Source organism: Dokdonella sp. (genome assembly GCF_019634775.1).
Classification (GTDB): domain Bacteria; phylum Pseudomonadota; class Gammaproteobacteria; order Xanthomonadales; family Rhodanobacteraceae; genus Dokdonella.
This window is the reverse complement of record NZ_JAHCAS010000001.1, coordinates 1,212,980-1,239,314: the sequence shown is the minus strand read 5'-3', so window position 1 is coordinate 1,239,314 and position 26,335 is coordinate 1,212,980. Positions and strand designations below refer to the sequence as shown.

The following is a 26,335-nucleotide window of genomic DNA, read 5'->3' as shown; positions in this document are numbered from 1 at the left end:
CCCATGCCATGCAGGGCGAGGGCCGGATTGCCGGCTGCCGCATGTCGCATGTCTGCGGTTCGCTCATGCGGCGCGGTAGTTGTCAGTCTCCTTGTAGCGCATCGCGTAGAGGGCGAAGACGGCGGATACGACAAGGGCGAAGGCGGCGAAGAGGAACATGAGGAAGGCCGGTTCGCTCAAGCCCGTGTCGGCGATGTGGCGGGTCACCGTTTCGTTGCGGATGGCGGCGTTGGTGAGCAGCACCCAGAGGTTGCCGAAAGTCACCGAGAGCATCCAGAAACTCATGATCACGCCCTTCATCGACGGCGGCGACTGGCTGTAGGCGAATTCGAGGCCGGTCGCGGAGACCAGCACTTCGCCGAAGGTCAGCAGGGCGTAGGGCAGGATCTGCCAGGCGATCGATGTGGCATTGCCGCCGTCCATGTAGACCTGGATGGCGCCGGCGGCGATCCAGGCGAGGCCGGAGATGGCGATGCCGAAGCCCATGCGGCGCAGCGCGGTCGGTTCGAAGCCGAGGCGGCGCAGCAGCGGGTACAGCACGAGATTGTTGAACGGGATCAGCAGCATGACCAGCAGCGGGTTCAGGGCCTGCATCTGCGCCGGGGTCGTCACCAGCCAGCTCGGCCACCACCATGTGTCGTGCGGCATCTGCATGGCATTGCCCTGCAGCACCCAGGTCGAGGCCTTCTGGTCGAACAGCGACCAGAACGGCGTGACCAAGGCAAACACGATGAGGATGCGCAGCACGGCGCGCACGCCTTCGATGGCCGCTTCGGGGTGGCGGCCGCGTGCGCGGTCGAGCTGCATCGCAGTGCCGATGCCGCCGAGCAGCAGGACGATGCCGAGCGCCATGCAGGCGGTGATGACGAAACCGAAGTGCTGCGGCCACCAGGCGAAGCCGAAAGCCCATGCGGCGAACATGAGGATGGCGGCACCGAGGCCGACGGTGGCGATCACGGTGCCGGGGCCGCGTTCTTTGCCGAACAGCGCGCTGCGCGCGACGTTCATGAATGAATCGGGATTCGGCGGTGCCGGTGCCACGATCACGTACTTGTGTCGGCCGAGCCAGAAGATCAGCGTGGCGATGCCCATGAGGATGCCGGGGATGCCGAAGGCCCAGGCCGGTCCCCATGCATTGAGGATGCGCGGCATCAGCAGCGAGGCGAAGAACGAGCCGAAATTGATCGTCCAGTAGAAGGCGTCGTAGACGACCTTGGCGCGGGCCTTGTTGCTCTGGTCGAACTGGTCGCCGACGAAGGCCGAGACCAGCGGTTTGATGCCGCCGGAGCCGAGCGCGATCAGGAACAGGCCGGTGTAGAAGCCGGTGCGGTTGTCCTCGAAGATCGCCAGGCACGCGTGGCCGATGCAGTAGACGATCGACAGCCACAGCACGGTGTTGTACTTGCCGAAGAAGCGGTCCGACAGCCAGCCACCGAGCAGCGGAAAGAAATACACGCCGATGACGAAGGTGTGGAAAACGTCCTTGGCGATGCCGTCGCGTTCGAACTCGGGGGCGTAGAGCAGCAGGGATGTGATGAGGAACGGCGTGAGGATGTTGCGCATGCCGTAGAAGCTGAAGCGCTCGCAGGCCTCGTTGCCGATGATGTAGGGAATCTGGCGCGGCATGCGGCCGGCATCGGCGGGCATCGTCGGTGCGGTCATCGCGGGTCCGTCTGGTGGGGGTTGCACCGTACTATGCCCGGCCGGGCGCGCGGCGGGAACCTCTCGGGATCGATCGGAACATCGCCTGGGCATTCACGGCGGCATGAATGATCTCGGCTGAAGCCGCTTGCAAGGGCTTTGTCTTCGTGGCAACGACTTCAACCGCGATCGGAGGAATCAGGACATCCCGGCCCCCGCCCCGCTCCGAGGCCCGGAAAGTTCCGCGACAGCCGCAGGCTGGTCATCCCCAATCCCGAGTCGCCGCTCTGTCATATCATCCGGCCTCGACAAACACCGCGCCGACGGACCGGCAACACTCCGGGGAGATTCGATGAGTACCAATGCCGTTCCGCAATTGACCGTGCGCGCCGTGATCCTGGCGATCGTGCTGGTCGTCATCCTTGCCGCCGCGAACACCTATCTCGGCCTGTTCGCCGGCATGACGATCGCCTCGGCGATCCCGGCTGCGGTGGTGTCGATGGGCGTGCTGCGCCTGTTCGGCGGCGGCACGATCCTCGAGAACAACATCGTGCAGACCGGCGCCTCGGCCGGCTCGTCGATCGCCTCGGGCGTGATCTTCACGATCCCGGCGCTGGTCATCCTCGGGTACTGGCAGACCTTCGAATACGCCTGGGTGCTGGCCATCGCCGGCCTCGGCGGCCTGCTCGGCGTGATCTTCTCGGTGCCGCTGCGGCGTTCGCTGATCGTCGACCAGGGCCTCGCCTTTCCCGAGGGCAAGGCCGCGGCAGAGGTGCTCAAGACCGGCGAGAACCCGGGTCAAGGCATCAAGACGCTCGGCACTGCCGCGCTGCTCGGCGGTTTCGCCAAGCTCGGCGCCGAGAGCGGCCTGCGCCTGTTCACCGATGCCGCCGCCGGAGCAGCCTGGGTCGGCAAGGGCATCGCCTACCTGGGCACGAACCTGTCACCGGCCCTGCTCGGCGTCGGCTACATCGTCGGCCTCAACATCGGCATCGTCGTGCTGCTCGGCGGCATCATCGGCTGGAACATCGCGATCCCGGTCTACAGCAGCTTCTTCCTGGAGAACAACCCTGCGCTGATGCAGGCGATTGCGACCAACTGCGGCGGTATCGGCGGTGATGCCGAGTGCGCGGCCGGCGCGATCTGGTCGGCGCAGGTGCGCTATCTCGGCGTCGGCGCGATGCTGATCGGTGGCATCTGGACCCTGATTTCGCTGCGCAAGTCGCTGTTCTCGGGCATCAAGAGCGGTTTCGCGGCAACCCGCTCCGGTGGCGCGACCCTGATTTCCGAGACCGAACGCGACATCCCGATGAAGTACATCGCGCTCGGCCTCGTCCTGTTCACCCTGCCGCTGCTCGCGCTGTACCAAAGCATCGTGCACCAGTGGACGGCGAGCATTCCGATGACGGTCATCATGATCGTCGCCGGCTTCCTGTTCGTGTCGGTATCGGCCTACATGGCCGGTCTGGTCGGCTCGTCGAACAATCCGGTTTCGGGCATCACCATCTCGACGATCCTGTTCGCGGCACTGGTTCTGGTGCTGTTGCTCGGCCGTGATTCGAGCATCGGCGCGGTCGCCGCGATCATGATCGGCGCGGTGGTCTGCTGTGCGGCCTGCATCGGCGGGGACAACCTCCAGGATCTGAAGGCCGGCCACATCGTCGGCGCGACGCCGTGGAAGCAGCAGGTCATGCTGGCGATCGGCGCGGTCTCGTCGGCGTTGGTGATGGCGCCGGTGCTGAACCTGTTGCTGACCGCCTACGGCATCGGCGAGCGCACGGCCGAACATCCGAACGCCCTGCTCGCGCCGCAGGCGAACCTGATGGCATCGGTGGCGAAGGGCATCTTCGGCGGCCAGTTGCCATGGACGACGATCGGCATCGGTGCGGCCATCGGTGCAGTCATCATCGCCGTCGATTCCTGGCTCAAGGCCAGCGGCAGGAAGTTCCGCATCCCGGTGCTGGCCTGTGCGATCGGCATCTATCTGCCGATCGAGCTGATGGTGCCGATCTTCCTCGGCGGCCTGCTGTCGTGGATCGTCGAGGGCCGCATCGGCCGCCCGACCAACGACGAGGAACATGCGCGCGTGCATCGCAAGGGCATGCTGTTCGCTGCCGGCCTGATCACCGGCGAGGCGTTGATGGGCATCTTCATCGCCATCCCGATCGTCGTCACGGGTACCGGCGACGTGCTCGCCCTGCCCGCATCGCTGCACTTCGGCAAATGGTTGGGCCTCGCCGTGCTCGCCTTCATCGCCTGGATGCTCTACCGCGCGGCGGTGAAGCGCGACGCGGTGCAGCCGTGATCATTCCTGCGTAGGAGCCCATTCACGGGCGATGGGGGTGCGATGCATCGAAAAGCATCGCCCCCGCAGGGGCTCCTGCGCACCCAGGGTGGTCGGTTGCCCGGCTTTTGATCCGACCATTCCCGATTCCCCATTCCCGGCTCTCAGCCCGTGTTCTGGATCCCGGCGGAGATGCCGTTGACGGTGGTGATGAGCGCGCGCAGCAAATCGTCGTCATCGCGGCCGGCCGTGCGCCAGCGGCGCAGCAGGTCGACCTGGAGCAGACTGATCGGGTCGACATAGGGGTTGCGCAGGCGGATCGACTGGCGCAGGCGCAGGTCGCCGGCGAGCAGTTCGCTTTCGTTCTTGAGGTCGAGGATCGCCGTGCGCGTGCGCTCGAACTCGTCGCGGAGCGTGGCGAAGAACGGCGCGTGCAGCTCGCCGGCCAGTTGAGAATAGCGCTCGAAGATGCCGAGGTCTGATTTCGCCAACACCATCTCGACGTCGTCGACGAGCTGGGCGAAGAACGGCCAATCGCGCGTCATTTCGGCGAGCGTGTCGCGGCCGCAGCGCGCGATCGCCGCGGCGATGCCGCTGCCGACGCCATACCAGGCGGTGAGGCCGGCGCGATTCTGCGACCAGGCGAATACCCACGGAATCGCGCGCAGGCGTTCGATGCCGCCTTCGCCGCCGCGGCGCGATGGCCGCGAACCGATGCGCAAGCGCTCGATCACGTCGATCGGCGTAGCGGCGCGGAAGTAGTCCGGGAAGCGCATGTCCTCGTGCACGAGGGTGCGATAGACCTGCCGCGAGGCTTCGGCGATCACGCCGGCAGCGACTCGCCAGGTCGCTTCGCGCGGTTCCGGCGGGCGCGGGCGCAGCGTCGCGCGCAGCACGGCGCCGGTCATCTGCTCGAGGTTGCGCAGGGCCAGGGCGCGGATGCCGTACTTGCGATGGATGACCTCGCCCTGCTCGGTCAGGCGCAGATGAGCATCGACCGAGCCACGCGGCGAGGCGATCACGGCGCGCTCGGTCTTGCCGCCGCCGCGGCTGGCCGAGCCGCCGCGGCCGTGGAAGAACACGATGCGGATGCCGACCTCGCGGGCGAGCTTCGACAAGGCGATCTGGGTTTGCTGCAGGGCCCAGCGCGACGCGGCGAGACCACCATCCTTGGCGCTGTCGGAGTAGCCGAGCATGACGACCTGGCGTTGACCGCGCGCGGCGAGGTGGGCGCGATAACGCGGATCGGCGAACAGCGCGCGCACGACGCCTTCGGCGGCATCGAGATCGTCCACGGTTTCGAACAGCGGCGCGACATCGAGCGGGACGTTGCCGGTCGCGTCGAGGCAGCCGGCGATGCGCGCCAGCGCAAGCACGGCGAGCGCATCGGCGGCGCTGCGGCTCATGCTGACGATGTACGGGCCGAAGGCGCGTTCGCCATGACGCAGCCGCAGTTCGGCGACGGTGCGGAACACCGCCAAGGTGCGTCGCGCGGTTTCGTCGCTGCTCGCGGCAACGGTACTGCCTCCGGCGAGCAAGGCGTCCAGGCGCGCGATGCGCTCGGCCACCGGTCGCGTCGCCCAGTCCGGATCGTCGAGCAGGGCCGCAAGGGTGGCATCGTGCTGTGCCGAATCCTGGCGCAGGTCGAGCGTGGCGAGATGGAATCCGAAGACCTGCGCGCGGCGCAGCAGACGATTGACCGCGAACAGGCCGGCGTGCCGGCCACGATGATGGCGCAGGCTGTCGGCGACGAGGTGGATGTCGGCGATGAAGGTCGCCGCATCGGGATAGCCCCCTGCACGGCCACGCTCCGATTCGCCCAGGCGTTCGGCCACCAGCAGCATGAGCTGGCGATACGGCATGTCGCCGTAGCGTGCCTTGAGTTTCGCCGCAGCTTCGGGCAGCAAGGCACGATAGACATCGATGCGCGCCAGCACCTCGGCCGAACAAGCCACGCGCGACAGCGACTGGCTGAGCAGACTGGCCAGTCGAAGCGCCTCGCGGCGGTACAACGCAAGCACCTGCGCGCGCTGGCTGGCCAGCGTGGCCGCGATCGTTTCGGCACCGACATTCGGATTGCCATCCATGTCGCCGCCGACCCAGGTGCCGAAACCGAGCAGTGCCGGCAGTGCCTGCGCATCCGCACCAAGCGCGTCGGCCAGCACTTCGTGGAACACCGGAACGACGCGGTAGAGCACGTCGGTCAGGTAGAAGCCGACGTGTTCGAGTTCGTCGGCGACAGTGGGTTTCTCCAGTGCGAGTTCGGCGGTCTGCCAGGCCGCAGTGAGGGCGAGGCGCATGCGCTCGTGGTCGCCGCGCCGCTCGACCGGCGTGCGCCTGCGGTCGATGTCGGCAACCAGTGCACGCACGACCTCGCTTTCCTTTTCCAGGAGGGCGCGACGCACCGCCTCGGTCGGATGCGCGGTGAAAACCGGCTCGATGTGCAGACGTGCCAGACAAGCGGTCAGCTCGTCGTCATCAACGCCCTGCGCACGCAGGCGTGCGACGGCATCGCGCAGACCGCCCGGCTGCGGTGCGGTGCCGGCCATCTCGTAGTCGCGACGCCGGCGGATGCGATGCACGCGCTCGGCAACGTTGACGGCCTGGAAATAGGTCGCGAACGCACGCACCAGCGCACCGGCATGGGCGACCTCTGCACCGGCCAGCTCGTCTTCGAGTGCGCCGGTATCCGCACCCGATTCGCGGCGCCGGATCGCGGCGATGCGGATGCGCTCGACCTCGTCGAGGAAGGCCGGGCTTTCCTGCTCGGCAAGGATTTCGCCAACCAGTGAGCCAACCCGATCAACGTCGTCGCGCAGGCATTGGTCGGTGGCCGGCAAATCGATCGAGCGCAGGCTGTCGGTGGCGTGCATCGGCGCTGGCATGGCGGCAGCGTAGGGAGGCGATGGCCGTTTCCGCAATAGCCGGGAATGGGGAACAGGGAATCGGGTATGGTCGGAAACAGGGCGTTTTATCTCCCCACTCCCAATCCTCCATTCCCCATTCCCGGCTTTCGCGCAAGCAGCGGGCCAGCCGTTCGGCTGTCGAGAACCAGCCACGATGCTTCTTCCACCCCGGATGGCACATGAAATGCCGCGCCCTGGCCGCTATCGTGCGCGCCCCCGAATGCAGGAATTGCCATCCATGCCCCGCCTCGTCGTCGCCGCGCTCGCGCTGGCCGTGTTGTCCGCCTGTTCCGCACCCGCCCCCGAATCGCCGAAGTCGAGCGAGGCACCACCCGCAACCGCCAAGGAGCCCGCGCACGTGAATCCACTGCTGACTGCGAGCACGCTGCCGTTGCAGGCACCACCATTCGATCGCATCCGCGACACCGACTATCAGCCCGCGATCGAGCAGGGCATGCGCGAGCACCTGGCCGAGATCCGCGCGATCGCCGACAGTGCGGAGGCGCCCACCTTCGCCAACACGATCGAGGCGATGGAGCGCAGCGGCGAGCTGCTGACGCGTGCAAGCCGCGTGTTCTTCGCGATCGTTCAGGCCAATACGAACGACACCTTGCAGCAAGCCCAGATCGAACTCGCGCCGTTGCTCGCCGAGCACAGCGACGCGATCCATCTCGATCCGAAGCTGTTCGCGCGCGTGAAGGCCGTGCACGAGACGCGTGACACGGCCGGACTCGACGCCCAGCAGCGTTTCCTCGTCGAGAAGACCTACCGCGATTTCGTGCGTGCCGGTGCCCTGCTCGGCGAGGCCGACCAGGCGACACTGCGCGAACTCAACAAGGAAGAATCCACGCTGTCGACCGACTTCGAGAACCGCCTGCTCGCGGCCAGCAACGCCGGCGCGCTCGTCGTCGATGACGTGGCGAAACTCGATGGCCTCGGCGAGGCCGGCATCGCAGCCGCCGCCGATGCGGCGAAGGAACGCAAGCTCGATGGCCGGTGGCTGCTGGCCCTGCAGAACACCACCCAGCAGCCCGCCCTCGGTTCACTGACTGATCGCGGCACGCGCCTGGCCCTGCTCGAAGCCTCGGAAAAGCGCGCGAGCAAGGGCGATGGCAACGACACGCGCACGTTGGTCCAGCGCCTTGCGCAACTGCGCGCCGAGCGCGCGGGCCTGCTCGGCTATCCGAGCTATGCCGCCTATGCGCTCGAGGACCAGATGGCGAAGACACCGGCCGCGGCGATCAAGCTGATGACCGACATGGTGCCGGCGGCGACCGCGAAGGCGCGCGGCGAGGCGAAGAAGATCCAGGCGCTCATCGACGCGCAGAACCGCGGCTTCACGCTCGGCGCGGCCGACTGGGATCTCTACGCGGAACAGGTGCGCAAGGCCGAATTCGACCTCGATGAGGCAACGATCAAGCCCTACTTCGAGCTCGACCGCGTGCTCAACGACGGCGTGTTCTTCGCCGCCAGCCAGCTCTACGGCCTGAGCTTCAGGGAGCGCAAGGACCTGCCGGTCTACCACCCCGACGTGCGCGTGTTCGACGTGTTCGATGCCGACGGCTCGCAGCTCGCCTTGTTCTACGCCGACTACTACGCGCGCCCGAGCAAGGGCGGCGGCGCCTGGATGGACGTGTTCGTCGAGCAGGACGGCCTCGCCGGCACGAAGCCGGTCGTGTTCAACGTCTGCAACTACACCAAGCCGGCGGCGGGCCAGTCCGCCCTGCTCAGCTTCGACGAGGTGACGACGATGTTCCATGAGTTCGGTCATGCCCTGCACGGCATGTTCTCGGACGTGAAGTATCCGAGCATCGCCGGCACCAACGTGCCGCGCGACTTCGTCGAATTCCCCTCGCAGTTCAACGAGCACTGGGCCCTCGACCCGAAGGTGTTCGCCAACTACGCGAAGCACCACGAGACCGGCGAGCCGATGCCGCAGGCGCTGGTCGACCGGATCGTCAAGGCACGCGGCTTCAACCAAGGCTATGCGACCGTCGAATATCTCGCCGCCGCCCTGCTCGACCAGGCATGGCACGCGCTGCCGGTCAGGGCGCCGCGGCAGGATGTCGACAGTTTCGAGGCCGAGGCGCTGCAGCGCTTCAAGGTCGACCTCGCCGAAGTACCGCCGCGCTACCGCACGCCGTACTTCGCGCACATCTGGGGCGGTGGCTATTCGGCCGGCTACTACGCCTACCTGTGGAGCGAGGTGATCGACCACGACGCATTCCAGTGGTTCGTCGAGCACGGTGGCTTGTCCCGCGCGAACGGCCAGGCCTTCCGCGACCAGGTGCTCTCGCGCGGCGGCAGCGAGGACCTCGGCGCCATGTACAAGGCATTCCGTGGCAAGGAGCCAAGCGTCGCGCCGCTGCTGAAGCATCGCGGCCTGGATTGACCGACCTCCGCAGGAAACGGCTTCAGCCGTTTCCTGCGGGAGCATTTGCATGCCGAAAGTGCACACGGGCCCCGCCTTGCCGCATCATCGACACGGTCCCTGTACGTGGTGAATCCGATGTCGACCCGTTTCCTTGCCGTGCCCGTGCTGTTCATCGCCGCCCTCGCCACCGCAGCCGACGCCCCGAAGCCGAGCGAAGTGCGGCTGGAGTGGGGCGTGCGCGTGCCGATGCGCGACGGCGTGGAGCTGGCGGCGACGCTGTACCGTCCGCTCGGCCAGAAGGATGCACTACCCTGCGTCATCACGATGACGCCGTATCTCGCTTCGAGCTACCACGCACGTGGCATGTATTTCGGCGCCAACGGCTACGTGTTCGCCACTGTCGACGTGCGCGGGCGCGGCAACTCGGATGGCGAGTTCACGCCACTGCTGCAGGAAGCGAAGGACGGCCACGATGCGGTCGAATGGTTCGCGAAGCAGCCGTACTGCAATAGCAAGGTCACGATGTGGGGTGGCTCCTATGCGGGCTACAACCAGTGGGCGACGGCAAAGGAATTTCCGCCCGCGCTGGCGACCATCGTGCCGGTCGCCTCACCCAAGCCCGGCGTCGACTTCCCGATGCGCGGCAACATCTTCTACAGCTACGACATGACCTGGCTGACCCTGGTCAGCGGCCGCACGCCGCAAGACGCGATCTTCGCCGACGAGGCGTACTGGAAAGCGGCCTTCCGCCGCTGGTACGTCTCGCATGCGCCGTTCAACACGCTCGATGCGGTGGTCGGCAACCCGTCCAAGCACTTCCAGACCTGGCTCGCGCATCCCCATCCCGACGCGTACTGGGACAGCATGAGTCCGACCACCGAACAGTACGCGAAAATCGATCTGCCGATCCTGTCGATCACTGGCCAATACGACGGCGACCAGCCCGGCGCGATCACGCTGTACCGCGAGCACATGCGTCACGGCAGCGAGACGGCGAAGGCCAGGCATTACCTCGTCATCGGCCCCTGGGACCACGCCGGCACACGCACGCCGAAAGCCGAGTTCGGTGGCCTGAAGTTCGGCCCGGCTTCGCTCATCGACATGAACGCCCTGCACAAGGCGTGGTATGACTGGACGTTGAAGGGGGGTGCAAAACCGGAGTTCCTCAAGGACCGCGTGACCTACTACATGGTCGGCGAGGAAGCCTGGCGCTATGCGCCGTCGCTCGAAAAAGTCACCCAGCGCGTGCAGGTGTGGCATCTGGACTCACGCGACGGCCAGGCCAACGACGTGTTCGGCTCGGGAGTGCTGCTCGACCGGCGCCCCGGCGACGGCGGCAAGCCGGACAGCTATGTCCACGATCCGCTCGACACCTCCTCGCTGGCCATCGAGGACCTGCCCGAACCGGCGGGTGACCTGGTCGACCAGCGCGGCGTGCTGCTTGGCGGCGACAGCCAGCTCGTCTATCACTCGCCACCGCTCCGGCACGACATCGACATCGCCGGTTTCTTCAGCTTCACCGCCTACATCGAGATCGACCAGGTCGATACCGACTTCAGCGTCAGCATCCACGAGGTCCGCCCCGACGGCAGCAGCATCCTGATCGGCCACGACCTCAAGCGTGCGCGCTACCGCAAGGACCCACGCACGCCCGAACCGGTGACACCCAACCGCATCGAGCGCTACGAGTTCGACGGCTTCGACTTCGTGGCCCGGCGCATCCCGAAGGGCAGCCGCCTGCGCCTGGTCGTCGCTCCGGTCGATTCGCTGCATACCGAGAAGAACTACAACACCGGCGGCGTGGTGGCCGCGGAGTCCGGTGAGCAGGCGAAAACGGTGCGCGTGACCCTGCACCACAACCTGCGCCATCCGAGCTCGCTGGTCATTCCATTTGCGGCAAAGTCTTCGGTCCCTGCGCCAAGACCCTGAAATCAGGCACTTTCGCCTCGGCGCATCCGCAGCGGCGATACAGCTCCGCCGGCGCCGCTTCCGTTCACCCTGCATGAACCCGCTTCGATCCGCCGTCCGCAGCGTAGCCGCCGGGCTCGCCGCACGATGAATTTTTATTGCGTTTTCCGCCGAAAAACTGTCGATACGCGGCTGCGGACACGCTATGCTCGCGCACGCTTGGCATGCCCGCGCGTTTTCCTGCAATGCACGCGCCCAAGCGAAACCATCCAACCATCCAACAGGACCATCGGGAAAGTTATGGCCAAGAAACCCGCAAAGAAAGCCGCCGCGAAACCTGCCGCTCCGAAAGCGATCAAGGAAGCCCTGAGCAAGTCCGGGCTCGTTGCCCACATCGCCGACGCCGCCGGCGTCGCCGCGAAGGACGTGCGTGCAATGCTCGCCGCGCTCGAGGGCGCCGTGCACGGTTCGATCAGCAGCAAGGGCATCGGTTCGTTCACGCTGCCGGGCCTGCTCAAGATCACTTCGGTCAAGGTGCCGGCCAAGCCGAAGCGCAAGGGCATCAACCCGTTCACCAAGGAAGAGCAGTGGTTCGCGGCGAAGCCGGCGACCGTCAAGGTCAAGGTTCGTCCGCTGAAGAAGCTCAAGGACGCCGCGGCCTGACGCGAGCGCTCCATCGCAGTGCGCGCCTGCGCGCGCATTGACCCTGAACCGGACGGCATCGCGCCGTCCGGTTTGTTTTTTGTCCCGCCGATGCCGCTTCTGGCGGCCAGCTTCCGCCTCCGTGCGGGGATGCTCAGCGGACGCCGTGCATGAGCTTGTTGATGAGCGGCGCAAACAGCAGGAACGCGATGCCGAAGCCGAAGCCGGCCCAGGCGATGTGCGTGTAGGTCTCTGCGTACTGCGCGAGCCCTGAAGCCACGCCGCCTCCCGAGGCCACCGAGGCGACTGCGCCGGCGACGTAGTTGCCGATCGCCGTGCACAGGAACCAGGCACCCATTGCCAACCCGGTTTCCTTCGGTGCCGCAAGCTTGGTGACCATCGACAGGCCGATCGGCGACAGGCACAGCTCGCCCATCGTGTTGATCATGTAGGCCAGCATCAGCATCTGCCAGGCGATGCGGCCATCACCTTTCATTGCCTCGCCGATGGTCAGCACCAGGGTGGTGAAGCCGATGGCGACGAGGATCAGCGCGATGGCGAACTTGCGCGGGATCGACGGGTTGAGCTTGCGCGCCTCCAGGCGCGGCCACAGCCAGGCAAACACCGGTGCAAGCAGAATGATGAAGAGCGGATTCGCCGACTGGAACAGGGTGAAGTCGAACGGCGCGTCGACGTGGTCCTTGGCGAAGAAATTGAGTGACGAACCGGCCTGTTCGAACATGCCCCAGAACAGGATCTTGGCCAGGAACAGCAGCAGCATCGCGATGTAGCGGTGCAACTGCACCTTGTCGCCGCTGCGCGCGCCGCTGGCGATGAAATACACGGTCAGCACGAGCATCAGGCCCATCAGCAACCAACCGACGATGCGCGCCTGGCTCAGCATCAGGAACACGACCGGCACGACGGCAATGCAGCCGGCTGTCACCTTGAGCACGCGCATGGGATTGTGCTGCGGCGCCGGCGCACGACCGACGCCGGCCATCCAGCCGACCAACGCCTGGAACAGCACAAGACCGAGAATCATGCCGAGGCCGGCGGTGAAGAAGCCCCACTGGTAGCCGAAATGCTTGCCGACGATCGTGCCGCAGACCAGCGGCGCGAGCGTCGCGCCGGCGTTGATACCCATGTAGAAGATGGTGAAGCCGGAATCGCGGCGCGCGTCGTGCTTCGCATAGAGCATGCCGACCATGGTCGAGATGTTCGGTTTGAACAGGCCATTGCCGACGACGATCACGGCGAGACCGACGAGGAACCAGGTGAGATCCGGAACCAGCAGCAGGAACAAGCCGAGCGCCATGATCGTGCCGCCGAGCAGGATCGATGGCCGGTAGCCAAGATAGCGGTCGGCGATGAAGCCGCCGAAGATGCCGGTCGCGTAGATCAACGCCGTGTAGGCGCCATAGGTCAGGCTTGCCTGCGCTTTCGCCTCACCGTCCGGCAACAGGCCGAAGAATGTCTGCGCGACGTAGATCGCGAGCAGGGCGCGCATCCCGTAGTAGGCGAAGCGCTCCCAGAATTCGGTCGCGAACAGCAGCCAAAGTGGCTTGGGATGTCCGAGGAAGTCCGCACTGCGCGGGAACGGCGCGGGGTCGTTGTCGCGCAAGGCTTCGCTCATCGTCGCTCCGGTTCATCGAGGGGAGCGGCGAACGCTCGCAGGCACCGGCGTGGGCGTCAAGTACCGATGCGGCCACACACCGGCACGAGCGCACGAAACGGCGTTCCGCGGCAGCGACGCAGGTTGCGAGCGGGAACGCGGCGGCTGCGGCGAACGCCTGATCGACTTGCGCATGGTCAACGCTCCGGCCGAACGCCGCCGCATCACCACATCAGGGCACGCCATCGAACCCATCGGCGAACAGCTTCGCCGGCGGCACTTCGTAGGCACCTACGTCACATCGCGTGCTGCCGTCATCATCGCCATCCTGCGGGCGCGCCAGGCCACGGGCATCAACGCTCGCGCACCATGCCTGCGAGCCGGGCGGATCGATCGCCGCGGATCCGCTGCCAGGGGCCAGGGTGGCCGGGAAGACCGTTTCATCCAACGCCAAGGGTCCCACCGGGCCGATGCTGCCACCGCTGGCAGAGAGCGCGGCGCACGCGCTCTCGAACAGGTTGGCCATGCTGAATCCGGTCAACTGGATGCCGTCGAGTTCGCACGCCGCGCCCGCCCCTGCGGCAACCGGACCGTGCAGCGACCAGACCCATCGCGTGACGTCGACGCCACTCATCGCCAGATGCGCACCGAAGGCAGCGCCATTGTCCTTGAAGCTCAGATGCGAGGCACCTGCCGCACTCGCTGTCAGCAAGATCATCGCGCCACCGAAACTGGAGTTGCCAATGGCACGGTTGCTGCTGAAGCTGGCGTTGAGCAAATCCAGCGTGCCGCCCTGGGTGGCAAGCGCACCACCGCCGACATCGTCGCCGGAAATGGTGTTGTCGATGAATCCCGACCTGTCGATGTTGTTCGAACAGCTGTTTTCCAGGCACAGCAGGGCTGCCGCTCCGCCGGCGGAAAACACGCCGGAGGCGTCGGCATCGATCACCCGATTGGATCGAAACTCCACGTCGCGCAGCTGCGTGGAGAGCGTGGCCGATGCATAGACAGCCCCACCCAGGCCCTGCACCACGCCGCCGACACGCTCCAACACATTGGCGGAGAAACGGCTGCCGGTGATTTCGATCCTGTGGGCGGACACGTGCACCGCACCGCCAGACATTACCTTCCGAGAGCTGTTGCCGATCACCCCGCCAACGTTGCCGGAGAACGTGCTGTCGCGAATGAAGACCCACGCGCCGGGGGCCACCCAGGAAATGGCCCCGCCATTGGCGTTGATCTGATTGCCGACCGCCCTGCAACTTTCGAAGTGCGAGTCATACACGTACAGGCTGGTGTCTGCCACGGTGGAGCTGTGCCAGACGCAACCGCCCGTACCACTAGTGCTGCGCCCGCGCCGGAAGCTGAGTTCCCTCAGCGTGACCTGTACGGCGCCAGCGGCCACCGTGAGGATGCGTACCGCGTTGCGACCATCCAGCACCGGCGCACGGCCACGGCCGTCGATCGTCAGAGCACTGTTGGACCATGCCGGCAACGCGGTTTGCAGTTCGATGACACCGCCTTGCGGGAAGGACGCATCGAACCAGATGGCGTGGGGTGTCGCCGGGTCGCTGCTGGCATTGATCAGCGCCTGTCGCAGCGAGCCTGCGCCAGTGTCGGCCGTGTTGGTGACCATGAACGTGGTGGCATGCGCTTGTGCGGCCAGCAGCAGCGCAAGCGGGAAGACGATGAGTGCAGGTCGGAAACGACGCATGGAAAGGCTCCGCGGGTTCAGCGATGACGAACACGAACAGGAAACAGCGCTGAATCCGGACAGGCCCGCATTGCTAGACTTCCGCGCATGATGTCCAAAGCCCCGATGCCCACCATCGAACGACCGGCGCCCGACGATCCGGACCTGCGCGCCCTGATGGACCTGTTCTATGGCGATCTGCGCCGCATGGCCCGGCGCGAGCGGTTTCGCGTCGGCGCCGGGGCCACGCTGTGCACCACGGCGCTGGTCAACGAAGCCTGGCTGAAGCTGCAACGCACGCCCGCCTGGCAGGATCAACGGCATTTTCTTGCCACCGCCGCGCTGGCAATGCGCCAGGTGCTGGTGAACGACGCACAGGCACGCTTTGCCGCCAAGCGTGGCGAGGGCAAGACACCGATCAGCCTTGCCGATGCCGCCGTGGACGCCCCGGATGCAGCCGATGAGCAGATCGTGCAGGTGAACGATGCGCTGGAAAAACTCGCGCTGCTGAGCCCGCGCCTGGCACAGGTGGTGGAGTGTCGATTCTTCGCCGGCTACAGCGACGTCGAAACCGCGCAGGCCCTGGGCCTGACCGATCGCACCGTGCGGCGCGATTGGATCAAGGCGCGGGCCTGGCTGTACCGCGAGCTGGGGGAAGGCGCGCCCGATGAATGCGATTGACGCGGCACGTTTTGCCCGCGTCGAGGCTTTGCTCGATGCGGCACTGGAACAGCCTGAGATCGAACGCAAAACCTTCCTGCTCACGCAGGAGCCCGATGCGTCGATCCGTGCCGAAGTGCTGGAACTGCTGTGTGCGGTTTCGGCTTCCGAAGGTTTTCTCGAAGCCACGGCCACACCGGCAAGCGAACTCGAAGGACATCGTGCTGGCGCATGGACGCTGGTTCGCCGCATCGGGCGCGGCGGCATGGGCGAGGTCTGGCTGGGCGAACGTGCCGATGGACGCTTCGAGCAGCAGGTTGCGGTGAAGCTGTTGCGCCAAGGCGTGGATGATGCGCCGCGCTTCCTGCGCGAGGCACGCCTGCTGGCGAGGTTGCAACATCCCAACATCGCGCGCCTGATCGATGCCGGCAACCTGCCCGATGGCACCCCCTTCATGGTGATGGAACTCATCGAAGGCATGCCTTTGCTACGCCATTGCCGTGAACGCGGGATGGAGCTGCCGGCGCGGTTGGCGCTGTTCGCCAGGATCTGCGAAGTAGTGGCTTTTGCGCATCGGCACCTGATCGTCCACCGCGATCTGAAACCGGACAACATCCTGGTGCGCGCCGATGGCGAACCGGTGCTGCTTGATTTCGGCATCGCACGTCCGCTGGATGCCGACCAAGGCCATACGCGTGATTTGCGCCTCACGCCACAGTACGCCGCACCGGAACAGCTTGCCGGCGGCGAACAGAGCACGCTCACGGATGTGTATGCACTGGGCCTGTTGCTGCACGAGCTGCTCACGGAACACCCGCCCTGGGGTGAAATTGCAGGCGCAGGCGTGCTGGCGCTGCTGCAACGTGCCCAGGCCGGGCCACCGCCTGCGCCCAGTTCACAGGCCACATCGAAGGCTGTCGCAATCCGATTGCGTGGCGATCTGGATGCCATCGTCCACAAGGCGCTGCGGCCCGAGCCGGAGTCACGCTACGACTCCGCCGATGCGCTGGCGCAGGACGTGCGGCGGTATCTCGCGCACGAGCCGGTGGCCGCACGGGGCAGCGCGTTCGGCTATCGCGCCCGGCGTTTTCTGCGGCGCTACTGGCTGGCGGCAGGTGTACTGCTGTTCGTGTTCGTCGGGCTGGTCGGGGCGGTGATGGCGATCTCGATGGCGCAACAGGAGGCCGTGCGTGAGCGCGATATCGCGCAGGCCGAAGCACGCCGCAACCGTGCGGTGCGCGACTACCTGTCGCTGATGTTTCGCGATGCCAGCCAACGAGCGAACGAGGGCACGCCGCTCACCGCCAAGGCGGTGCTGGATCAGGCGGCCGCGCGCGTGGCCTCGGATTTTGGCAATGAACCGGCCACCACGGCCCAGGTGCTGCACGCGCTGGGCGAACTGCACTTCCACATCGGCGATTACGCGGCCGCCGAACCGCTGCTGCGACGTTGGCTTGCGCACGAGGCAGTGATCGGCGATCCGCTCACTGCGGCCGAAGTGCGCGCCACCCTTGCGGAGGTCGTGCTGCGCATGGGCCAGCGTGAAGAAGCCACGGAACTGCTGCAACAAGCGCAAGCGTTCTGGCAAGCCGACCCGGATCGCCATGCCGACGTGCTGCTGGCCTCGCGCATGCTGCAGGCGCGCCTGCAGCGGGAGAGTGGAGATGCCGCCGGCGCGCTGGCCACGCTGGAGTCGGCCTTGCCGCAGCGCCTGCAGCGATCCGGCCGGGAGCATTTCGAATCGGCGGCGCTCTACACCAATCTGGGCGTGGCTTATGTGCAGGCCGGAAAGCTCGATGAAGGCATCGCCGCCTCGCAGGAGGCGATGACGCTGTGGCGGGCACTCGATCTGAGCTCCGGCAACGATGCGCTGAACACGCTCAACAATCTCGCTGCTGCGCAGTTCCGCAAGGGCGATCTGGCCTCCGCCGAAACCACCTTTGCCGACGCCCTGCGCCTGCGTCGGCAACTGTTTGGGCCCTCGGCCGCGACCGCAGCGCTGATCGGCAACTACGCCCGCGTGCTGCAGGGGTTGGCACGTCATGGGGAAGCTCTGGAATACGCCGGCGAGGCCGAGGTGATGGCGCAGCAGCACGCCGGTTCGGGCAGCCCGCTCACCCAGGCCACGCGAATCACCCGTGCGGAATCGCTGCTCGCCTTGCAACGCGTCGATGATGCCGGCGAGGCGCTTGCCGCCTACGCGGCGGAAGACACCACCGCATTGCCGACCTCCCTGCAATTGCGCGCCGCACTGGTGCGAGCCGAAACCCATCAGCGGCGCAGCCAGGCCGATGCCACGCGGCAGGCGCTGGACGAGGCCGAAGCGCTGTCGGCACAGCTCGGCGTGGCGGCCGAACCCTTTCGTGCCAGACTCGACGCATTGCGCGCGCGCTGAGCGCCATAGGCTTTGCACGGGAGTCTTGCAATGAACAGGATTCTTCTACTGATCGCGGCCTGGCTGTGCTGCGGCTTCGGCTTGGCTGCGGAGACCGCCATCCGCACCACCGGCGCCGCGAAACCCGACTACGACGATGCCCTGGCGCGCTCGCTCGGCGCGGACGACTACGGCATGCGTTCCTACGTGCTGGCGATTCTGCGCACCGGCCCCACGCCGGTGCCTGCCGGTGAGGAACGCACCGCGATGCTCCAGGGACACTTTGCCAACATGAAGCGGCTGGCGGCCGAAGGAAAACTCGTGCTCGCCGGCCCGCTGGATGGCGTGGATGGCCGACGTGGCATCTTCGTGTTGAACGTGGCAACCATCGAGGAGGCCCGCCGTCTCGTCGCCACCGATCCTGTGATCGAAAAGGGCGAGATGGTTGCGGACCTGCACACGTACTACGGCAGCGCCGCGCTGATGACGGTCAACCAGCTGCACGAAAAGATCGCGAAGAAATCGCCCTGAGCGCTTGCGCGCCCCCCGCCTCGACCGCCCGGCCACAGACGGCCGGACGTCAATCGCGCCTGCGCAGCTCAGCGGCCGAACCGGGGCATCGCCTTCAGTGGCAGGGCGGCGAACTCGAAGCGGCCTTCGGCCTGCGGCAGGGTCTGGCCGACCAGTTTCTTCGCCATCTTCGCCGCGGGCACGTTTGCGGCGCGGAACGTGCCGGCAAGCGCATAGCTGCCGTCGGCATTCTTCTCGAAACGCTCGATCGTCACCTGCGGCGGGGCATCCTTCGTGGTTGCAAAGCTATCGAACATCGACCTTGGATCGGGCCGATAGCTCAGCGAGACATCGGTCAGGCCCAGGCTGGCATCGTCGAAGCTCAGGCCGATCTCCAGCGCGCCGCCGTCGGCGGCCTTGCCGTTCAGCGAGACCTGCAGCGAACCGATCATCTCCAGATGCTGCACCTGCGAATCATGAAGTGACTTGCCGGCCATTCCCGCCACGACACCGCGCACGGTATCGGCATCGACCTTTTGCCCGGTGCCCGAAGTTGCGAGTGCGCGATTGGCCTCGTCGATGGCCTTGCGGCCTTCACCGCTGGCCAGTCTTTCGTCCATCTGCGCACCGATGTCATCGGCCACCTTGGTTGACAGCGAACGGAACGATTGCGGGCCGCGCCCGACGCTGGCCTCGATCGTGCCCTGCACGCTCTGGCCGGGCTGCAACGCCGTCTCCGGCGGCGGCAGCTTGGCGGCGGCGGCATCCACCGCCTCGCGCATGCCCTGCGCAGGCGAGGACGTCGCAGGCGCGGATTCCTGACCGCCACAGGCAGCCAGACTCAGAAGCACAGGCACAAGAAACGTGATGGTACGCATGGCTCACTCCGCAGCTTGTTCGTCGAGGATCAGTTTCACGCCCGGCTTGATGCCAGCCACCCAACCTTCCCCCTGCACCACCGCACGCACCGCAAAACGATGGCCCTTGAGCTGGCAACGCGGGTGATCGACGAAGTAGCTGCCGGCCGGTTCGTAGTGCCAGCCGGCGCAGCCGGCATCGGCCATGCACAGGGCCTGACAATCGGCGGCGGTCTGCTCGACGGTGAAATCGTGATTGCCTGCCGACTCCTGGCCATCCGGGTTCATGTAGATCCCCGTTTCGGCCTCCAGCGCACGACCGACCATCCAGTCCGCGCCTTCACGCGCGCCGACGGTGGCCGTCGCCTGCCCGGCGATCTGCCCCAGGGCCTGATTGAGTTCGCCGGCGTCGCGGGCCTGGACGTAACGCCCGCCGGTGCGCTCGGCCAGACAGCGCAACTGTTCATCGGCGGCGCTGCCTGGCGCAATGTCGAAACCCACCACATGCGCGCTGAAGTCGATGCCGAGCCGCTCCAGCTCCTCGCCCAGCGCACACGGATCGGCGTTGCAGGTTTCCTCGCCGTCGCTGACCAGGATCACGGTGGCCTTGCGTTCGGTGAACCGCAGGTGTTCGGCGGCCTGGCGCACGGCGGCGGAGATCGGTGTCATGCCCACGGGATTGAGGGCGTTGACCTTTCGGGCGATGGCCTCGGCACCCGCTGTCCCTGGCTCGATCAACAGCTCGATGTCCTGGCAATCGCCCTTGCGCCGGTGACCATAGGCCATCAAACCCAGGTCGCCGCCTTTCCAACCATCGAGCATCGTGCCCACGGCCTCGCGCGCGATGGCGATTTTCGACTTCCCTCCGATCTGGCCCCACATCGAGCCTGAGGCATCGAGCACAAGGATGGCCTTGCTGTCGTCAGGGGTCTGCGCATGGGCCGGAACACCGCTCGCCAGCGCGAACATGGACAGGAAAAGCACGGTACGCATCGAAGATCCTCCGGAAAAGTCGCAGGTTGGCGACCGGACCCAGAGGAATACCGGAACCGTGGACAGATCCGGACATCGTCCGCGGCGCCCCGCCTGATTCCGGTTCGAGCCGCCACCGTCACGTATTGACAGGCACCCAGGATCGGCGTATCCGCGGACAAAGGGCGCCCGGCATGGTCGCCCGCAGCCGGCGCCGGTCGCCGGGAGGGCATCATGTCCTGCATCGCGGTACGTACCCCTGCGTGGTGGTCCGCCCCGTTGCTGCTGGCGTTGTGCGGCGGCGCGGACGCAGTCGACGAATATCGACTCGATGACGGCGTCAAGGAAGCCGGCATCGGCCTGCACCCGCCCAACAGCTACTCCTTCGCTTGGCTCAATCGCTTCGTGATCCGGCCCGGTCACGAAACCATCCACGCGGTCAACCTCGCCTTCGGCGGCAGCTTCGCAGCCAACAACATCCCCAACGGCACGCCGCTGGCGGTATACATCTGGTACGACTCGAACCAGGACGGCATCCCCGACCACGACGTGGTCGTGGCCTCGGGATCCGGCACGGTGACCGGCACGGGTAGCAACCTGCTCACCAGCTATGCCTTGTCCCAGGCGGTGACACTCCAGGCCGGCGACATCATTTTTGCCGGCGCGATCATCACCTATACGGGCAACCCGCAGGTGGCGAGCATCGATACGGATGGCACCGATGACATCAACCCGTATCCGCCCAACGACCACAGCTTCATTGCCTCCAACTGGGCAAGCGCTCCGGGGACAGTGACACCGGTCGATCCCGCCCATCTGGCTTGGGCCAACCAGCCCGTGGCCAGCGTGCGCAACGCGCTGTACGGCGGCAACAGCGACGGCACCTGGATGATCCGCCTCAATGCGTCCGCCGCTGGCGCACCATTGCCGGTTGTTGTGCCGAGCGCGATCGACATGGGCAACATCGACATCGGGACCAGCTCGACAGCAACGATCAACCTCAGCAATGCAGGTACTGCGGCGTGGCAGGTCCTGACCTACGTACCCACCCCCAATCCGATGCCGGCAGTATTCACGATCTTTCCGGGCACCTGCGGCGTGCCACCGTTCCAGATCGCGCCCGGCAGCAACTGCGACATCGACGTCGTATTCAAGGCGACAAGCCATGGTCTGCACGCGGCCTCGGTGGAGATCGCCGGCAACACGCCGCCGGGCAGCGCCACGTTCCTGTTGCGAGGCATTGGCAGCCTGTTCGCGTCAGGCTTCGAATAGGCCGGCATTCGCGTAGGCGCGGTTTCGCGCACGCGCCCGACGCGATCGACCGGACCAGGCGGACTCGCTCCGCCGAGCGACCGACCTGGCGCCGATCGCGGGCAAGCAGCACCCCACTCCTCACTCGACGCCCGTTCCGGGTTCCGACACGACAGCCCCGCCGGCACGCTTGTTGCTTGGGTTTCTCATCGCTTTTGCTGAATGGGACGAGCCAAAACCTGCGCAAACGTGCCGCGGTTCAGGCTCCGTTTGTGACGCAGGCCTGAGACTGTTAAGCGCTTGTTATGTGACGCTTGCGCGACTATCCTTTGCGCAAGATGAGGTTTGTTTCGCAACCTCTTGCAGGAATTGAGGAAATGTCTGCCCAACTGGTATGGATCATGCTCTGTTGCCTGGCCGGTCTCGGTCTGGCTTCGGTGCGTCGCATCCCGGAGGGCAAGGTCTACTCGCTGCGTCGCTTGGGCGGACAGACGCGCATCGTCGGCGCCGGCACGCACTTCCTCGTGCCGCTGATCGAGCGCGTCGTCCACGAGATCAGCCTGACCGGCAGCGCGCTCGCCTTCGATGGCACCGACGCCGCGGGCGAGGGCTATCGCGGCGCGCTGTACTTCCAGGTGCTCGACCCGGAACGCGCCGACCGCATCATCGAAACCGTCGATACCCTGCTGCGCGAATGCGCGGCGAACCGGCTCGCCGGCGCCGGCGTGCCGGCCGATGCCGCGCAGCGTCGCGACTGGCTCAAGCGGGCACTCAACGAGGACGTCCGCGAGCGCGGCCTGCTGGTGACGCGCGTCGAACTCCAGCACGTCGAACCGGCAGTGACACCCAAAGGATATGTCTGATTCCGTTCTCCCAAAGGTGTCACCGCCTTGCGCTGAAATCGCGCTCAAAACATGAAGTTGAGAAGTTCGATCGCAACGGCGAACCGAACACCACTTGCACAGAACCTCAACTTTGAAGTTGATCCTCAGTCAGGATAGGTACGGTGGGGGATGGCTGGTCCATCCGAGCATCGAGTGGCAGGCCCTCCGCGGGCCTGCGTGGCTGGATTTAAGCAGTCCGGGCGCCGATACTTGGCGCCCTTTTCGTTTCCGGGTCCGGCCATGTCCGAGCGCGAAGCGCTGCGGAAGCGGCTCGGTGCGGGCGTCGCGGCGCTTTCGCTCGAGCTGACCGAGTCGACGATCGAGCGCCTGCTCGATTACGTCGATCTGCTCGTGCGCTGGAACGCGGCCTACAACCTGACTGCGGTGCGCGATCCGGCCGAGATGGTCACGCGCCACCTGCTCGATTCGCTGGCCGTTTTGCCGTACGTCGATGGCGCGACTCTCGCCGACCTCGGCAGCGGCGCGGGCCTGCCCGGCATCCCGCTGGCCCTGGCGCGGCGTTTCGAGGCAGTGTTGCTGGTCGACTCGAACGGCAAGAAGGCTCGCTTCCTGCGCGAAGCGGTACGCCAGCTCGGCCTCGCCGAGGCCAGCGTCGCCGAGTCGCGTGTCGAGGCCGTGCAGGGACGATTCGATTGCATCACCGCGCGCGCGTTCGCCACACTGGCCGACATGCTCGCCCTCGGCGGCCATCTGCTCGCTCCCGGCGGGCGCTGGCTGGCGCTGAAGGGCCGTCATCCGCAGGATGAACTCGACGCGCTGCCACCCGGCTTCGAGGTCGAATCCGTGCGGCGCATCGAGGTGCCCGGACTGGACGCCGAGCGCCATCTCGTCACAATCCGCCGCAGCGACCGCGCGGCGGACGCAGGATCAAGCTCATGACGCGCATCATCGCGATCACCAACCAGAAGGGCGGCGTCGGCAAGACCACCACCGCCGTCAACCTCGCCGCCGCGCTCGCCGAGACGCGTCGCAAGGTGCTGCTGGTCGACCTCGACCCGCAGGGCAACGCGACCATGGCAGCCGGCGTCGACAAGCGCGAGGCCAAGCCGAATGGCTGCGACGTGCTGCTCGAGGAAGTGCCGATCGAACAGGCCATCGTCACCACCGAGGCCGGCTTCGACCTGCTGCCCGGCAACGGCGACCTGACCGCCGCCGAGATCAAGCTGATGGATGCGCTCGCCCGCGAGCAGCGCCTAAAGGAACAACTCGCGCGCGTCGCCGAGCGCTACCACGTGATCCTGATCGACTGTCCGCCGTCGCTGCACCTGCTCACGCTCAACGCGCTGACCGCGGCCGACGGCGTGCTGATTCCCGTGCAATGCGAATACTTTGCGCTGGAAGGGTTGTCGAGCCTGCTCGACACGATCAAGGCCGTGCGCAAGCGACTCAATCCCGGTCTCGAAGTCGATGGCCTGCTGCGCACGATGTACGACGTGCGCAACAACCTCGGCAACGAAGTCTCCGCCCAGCTGGTCAAGCATTTCGGCGACAAGGTGCTGCGCTCGGTGATCCCACGCAACATCCGCCTCGCCGAAGCGCCGAGCCACGGCAAGCCGATCAACCTCTACGACCGCGAATCGCGCGGCGCGATCGCCTACCTCGGCCTCGCCGGCGAAATGCTGCGCCGAGAACGCGCCCCGGCCACCGCGGCCACCACCCAGGAACACGCATGATGGCGACGAAGAAGCGCGGACTCGGACTTGGTCGCGGACTCGACGTCCTGCTCGGCGCGCAGGAACCGGAAACCAGCGGCGACGCGAAGGCCGGCGAAGGCGAGCTGCAGCAGCTCGCGATCACCTCGATCGCGCCGGGCAAGTACCAGCCGCGCCGCACGTTCGACGAAGGCAAGCTCGACGAACTGGCCGCCTCGATCCGCACCCAGGGCGTCATCGAGCCGGTCATCGTGCGCGCGCTCGGCCGTGGCCGCCACGAACTGATCGCCGGCGAGCGCCGCTGGCGCGCCGCGCAACGCGCCGGCCTGACCGAGATTCCCGCCCTCGTGCGCACGATCGACGACCGCACCGCGGTCGCCATCGCTCTGATCGAGAACATCCAGCGCGAGGACCTGTCCGCGCTCGAGGAAGCACAGTCGCTGGCGCGCCTGATCGAGGAATTCAAGCTGACCCACCAGCAGATCGCCGATGCGATCGGCCGCTCGCGCGCGAGCGTGTCGAACCTGCTGCGCCTGCTCGAACTGCCGGCCGAGATCCGCAGCCTGCTCGACGAGCGCAAGCTCGACATGGGCCATGCACGCGCCCTGCTCTCGCTCGCCGCGCCGCGCGCGGTCGCGCTTGCGCGCGAGACCGTGGCGAAGGACTGGAGCGTGCGCGAACTGGAGGACGCCGTCCGTCGTGCGGGTACGCCGACGAAAAAGGCCACGCCGGCCAAGGCCCGTGCCGACGCAAACATCAGCGCACTGGAGTCCTCGCTGTCGGAGAGGCTCGGCACGCGCGTCGCCATCAGCCACGGCCGCAACGGCCGCGGCAAGCTGGTCATCCACTACCACAGCCTCGACGAGCTTGACGGCATCCTCGAAAAGATCCGCTGACGCACCTTGCGCTGCAAGCACCACCATGCCTGAACTGAGCGTCGTCGTCCCCGTCTTCAACGAGAGCGGCAATGTCGACGCCCTGCTCGACGAGATCGCCGCCGCCCTGCGCGGACGCTTCGACTTCGAGGCCATCTTCGTCGACGATGCCAGCCGCGACGACACCCTCGCCGTGTTGCGCGCGGCCAAGGCGCGCATGCCCGAACTGCGCGTGATCCACCACGCCACGCAAAGCGGCCAGAGCACGGCGATCCGCACCGGCGTCAAGGCCGCGCGTGCGGCTTGGATCGCCACCCTCGACGGCGACGGCCAGAACGATCCGGCCGATATCCCGAAACTCGTCGCCATGCGCGACGCCGCGCCGGCCGAGGTGCGCCTGTTCGCCGGCTGGCGCGTCGAGCGCAGGGACTCCGGCAGCAAACGCCGGGCCTCGAAATGGGCCAACGCGATCCGCTCGCGCCTGCTGCGCGACGACACCCCCGACAGCGGCTGCGGCATCAAGTTGTTCGAGCGCGCGGTCTTCCTCGACCTGCCGTACTTCGACCACATGCACCGCTACCTGCCGGCTCTGATGCAGCGCGCCGGCTGGCAAGTGAGAAGCGTGCCGGTCAACCATCGCCCGCGCGGTGCCGGGGTGTCGAAATACAATAACCTCGATCGTGCCCTGGTCGGCATCGCCGACCTGCGCGGCGTGGCCTGGCTGATCCGGCGCTCGAAGCGCACGGCCAGCGAGGAGGTCTGAGCCCGGTCTGGGCCGGATTTGCTTGCGGGAATTCGCCGATTCCGCTATAAAGCGCGGCTCGCCTTGGCTCCACTGTCCCTTTCGGGACCGGCAGATCGCGCTACGCGGTTCGTCCTGCCGTCGTCCTGGGCGCTCCAGCACCGCGTGGCGCATCGTCGCCGCTGGGCCGCGTCCGACCTGGCCAAGGTCGGTTACCAGATCAGTCGAGGTTCGCATGTCCAAGGTCTGCCAGGTCACCGGCAAGAGTTTCCAGTCCGGCAACAATGTTTCCCACGCCAACAACAAGACGCGGCGCCGCTGGCTGCCGAACCTCCACGACCGCCGCTTCTGGGTGGCCAGCGAGAACCGCTGGATCAAGCTGCGCGTGTCGAGCCACGGCCTGCGCACCATCGACAAGAAGGGCATCGACGTCGTCGTTGCCGAGCTGCGTGCGCGCGGCGAGAAGATCTGAGG

Annotated in this window: 20 protein-coding genes; 14 read left to right on the top strand and 6 right to left on the bottom strand. The window is 66.6% G+C overall.

Features of this window, described 5'->3' with window-relative positions; all coding sequences use genetic code 11:
• Nucleotides 1–63: 63 nt before the first annotated feature.
• The gene (locus KF907_RS05265; RefSeq protein ID WP_291218836.1) at nt 64–1,662 is read right to left on the bottom strand and encodes a POT-type proton-dependent oligopeptide transporter; all 1,599 of its coding nucleotides are present in this window, start codon (nt 1,660–1,662) and stop codon (nt 64–66) included.
• A 331-nt stretch (nt 1,663–1,993) separates the two neighbouring features.
• On the opposite strand from KF907_RS05265, the gene KF907_RS05260 reads away from it, so the two are divergent.
• The gene (locus tag KF907_RS05260) at nt 1,994–3,946 is read left to right on the top strand and encodes an OPT family oligopeptide transporter (protein WP_291218835.1); all 1,953 of its coding nucleotides are present in this window, start codon (nt 1,994–1,996) and stop codon (nt 3,944–3,946) included.
• A gap of 143 nt (nt 3,947–4,089) precedes the next feature.
• On the opposite strand, the gene ppc is transcribed toward KF907_RS05260, so the two are convergent.
• Entirely contained in the window at nt 4,090–6,810 is a 2,721-nt protein-coding gene (gene ppc, locus KF907_RS05255) for a phosphoenolpyruvate carboxylase (protein ID WP_472843825.1), read from the bottom strand.
• Nucleotides 6,811–7,069: 259 nt separating this feature from the next.
• Here ppc and dcp point away from each other — a divergent pair, with 259 nt between their 5' ends.
• From dcp to KF907_RS05240, 3 genes are all read left to right on the top strand, one after another.
• Entirely contained in the window at nt 7,070–9,223 is a 2,154-nt protein-coding gene (gene dcp, locus KF907_RS05250) for a peptidyl-dipeptidase Dcp (RefSeq protein ID WP_291218834.1), read from the top strand.
• Nucleotides 9,224–9,340: 117 nt separating this feature from the next.
• Nucleotides 9,341–11,134, top strand: coding sequence for a CocE/NonD family hydrolase (locus KF907_RS05245; protein ID WP_291218833.1), 1,794 nt, complete (start codon nt 9,341–9,343; stop codon nt 11,132–11,134).
• Between the two features lie 279 nt (nt 11,135–11,413).
• The gene (locus KF907_RS05240; RefSeq protein WP_291218832.1) at nt 11,414–11,776 is read left to right on the top strand and encodes an HU family DNA-binding protein; all 363 of its coding nucleotides are present in this window, start codon (nt 11,414–11,416) and stop codon (nt 11,774–11,776) included.
• A 133-nt stretch (nt 11,777–11,909) separates the two neighbouring features.
• Here KF907_RS05240 and KF907_RS05235 read toward each other — a convergent pair whose 3' ends face one another.
• Together KF907_RS05235 and KF907_RS05230 are read right to left on the bottom strand one after the other, a co-directional pair.
• On the bottom strand, nt 11,910–13,391 hold the full coding sequence (locus KF907_RS05235; RefSeq protein WP_291218831.1) for a peptide MFS transporter: 1,482 nt from the start codon (nt 13,389–13,391) through the stop codon (nt 11,910–11,912).
• Nucleotides 13,392–13,602: 211 nt separating this feature from the next.
• Nucleotides 13,603–15,387, bottom strand: a complete 1,785-nt coding sequence (locus KF907_RS05230; protein ID WP_291218829.1) for a choice-of-anchor Q domain-containing protein — start codon at nt 15,385–15,387, stop codon at nt 13,603–13,605.
• On the opposite strand from KF907_RS05230, the gene KF907_RS05225 reads away from it, so the two are divergent.
• The 3 genes from KF907_RS05225 to KF907_RS05215 are packed head-to-tail and all read left to right on the top strand — an operon-like array spanning nt 15,271 to nt 18,628.
• Nucleotides 15,271–15,744, top strand: a complete 474-nt coding sequence (locus KF907_RS05225) for an ECF-type sigma factor (RefSeq protein WP_291218828.1) — start codon at nt 15,271–15,273, stop codon at nt 15,742–15,744. The two genes, KF907_RS05230 and KF907_RS05225, sit on opposite strands and share 117 nt — an antisense overlap.
• Nucleotides 15,731–18,118 carry a serine/threonine-protein kinase gene (locus KF907_RS05220; protein WP_291218827.1) on the top strand — a complete coding sequence of 796 codons (2,388 nt, stop codon included), beginning with the start codon at nt 15,731–15,733 and terminating at the stop codon, nt 18,116–18,118. Before KF907_RS05225 ends, KF907_RS05220 begins: the two co-directional genes overlap by 14 nt.
• A gap of 30 nt (nt 18,119–18,148) precedes the next feature.
• Nucleotides 18,149–18,628, top strand: coding sequence for a YciI family protein (locus tag KF907_RS05215; RefSeq protein ID WP_291218826.1), 480 nt, complete (start codon nt 18,149–18,151; stop codon nt 18,626–18,628).
• 68 nt (nt 18,629–18,696) lie between these two features.
• Here KF907_RS05215 and KF907_RS05210 read toward each other — a convergent pair whose 3' ends face one another.
• On the bottom strand, nt 18,697–19,485 hold the full coding sequence (locus tag KF907_RS05210) for a hypothetical protein (RefSeq protein WP_291218825.1): 789 nt from the start codon (nt 19,483–19,485) through the stop codon (nt 18,697–18,699).
• A gap of 3 nt (nt 19,486–19,488) precedes the next feature.
• Nucleotides 19,489–20,457, bottom strand: a complete 969-nt coding sequence (locus KF907_RS05205; protein WP_291218824.1) for a VWA domain-containing protein — start codon at nt 20,455–20,457, stop codon at nt 19,489–19,491.
• Between the two features lie 213 nt (nt 20,458–20,670).
• Here KF907_RS05205 and KF907_RS05200 point away from each other — a divergent pair, with 213 nt between their 5' ends.
• From KF907_RS05200 to rpmB, 7 genes are all read left to right on the top strand, one after another.
• Nucleotides 20,671–21,708, top strand: a complete 1,038-nt coding sequence (locus KF907_RS05200; protein ID WP_291218823.1) for a choice-of-anchor D domain-containing protein — start codon at nt 20,671–20,673, stop codon at nt 21,706–21,708.
• A gap of 356 nt (nt 21,709–22,064) precedes the next feature.
• Nucleotides 22,065–22,550: an SPFH domain-containing protein gene (locus KF907_RS05195; RefSeq protein WP_291218822.1), complete on the top strand. Its 486-nt coding sequence runs from the start codon at nt 22,065–22,067 to the stop codon at nt 22,548–22,550.
• 261 nt (nt 22,551–22,811) lie between these two features.
• The gene (rsmG, locus tag KF907_RS05190) at nt 22,812–23,471 is read left to right on the top strand and encodes a 16S rRNA (guanine(527)-N(7))-methyltransferase RsmG (RefSeq protein ID WP_291218821.1); all 660 of its coding nucleotides are present in this window, start codon (nt 22,812–22,814) and stop codon (nt 23,469–23,471) included.
• Nucleotides 23,468–24,265, top strand: coding sequence for a ParA family protein (locus KF907_RS05185; RefSeq protein ID WP_291218820.1), 798 nt, complete (start codon nt 23,468–23,470; stop codon nt 24,263–24,265). Before rsmG ends, KF907_RS05185 begins: the two co-directional genes overlap by 4 nt.
• Entirely contained in the window at nt 24,262–25,140 is an 879-nt protein-coding gene (locus KF907_RS05180; RefSeq protein ID WP_291218819.1) for a ParB/RepB/Spo0J family partition protein, read from the top strand. Before KF907_RS05185 ends, KF907_RS05180 begins: the two co-directional genes overlap by 4 nt.
• 25 nt (nt 25,141–25,165) lie before the next feature.
• Nucleotides 25,166–25,882 carry a glycosyltransferase family 2 protein gene (locus tag KF907_RS05175; RefSeq protein ID WP_291218818.1) on the top strand — a complete coding sequence of 239 codons (717 nt, stop codon included), beginning with the start codon at nt 25,166–25,168 and terminating at the stop codon, nt 25,880–25,882.
• Between the two features lie 214 nt (nt 25,883–26,096).
• Nucleotides 26,097–26,333 carry a 50S ribosomal protein L28 gene (gene rpmB, locus KF907_RS05170; protein ID WP_291218816.1) on the top strand — a complete coding sequence of 79 codons (237 nt, stop codon included), beginning with the start codon at nt 26,097–26,099 and terminating at the stop codon, nt 26,331–26,333.
• Nucleotides 26,334–26,335: the final 2 nt, after the last annotated feature.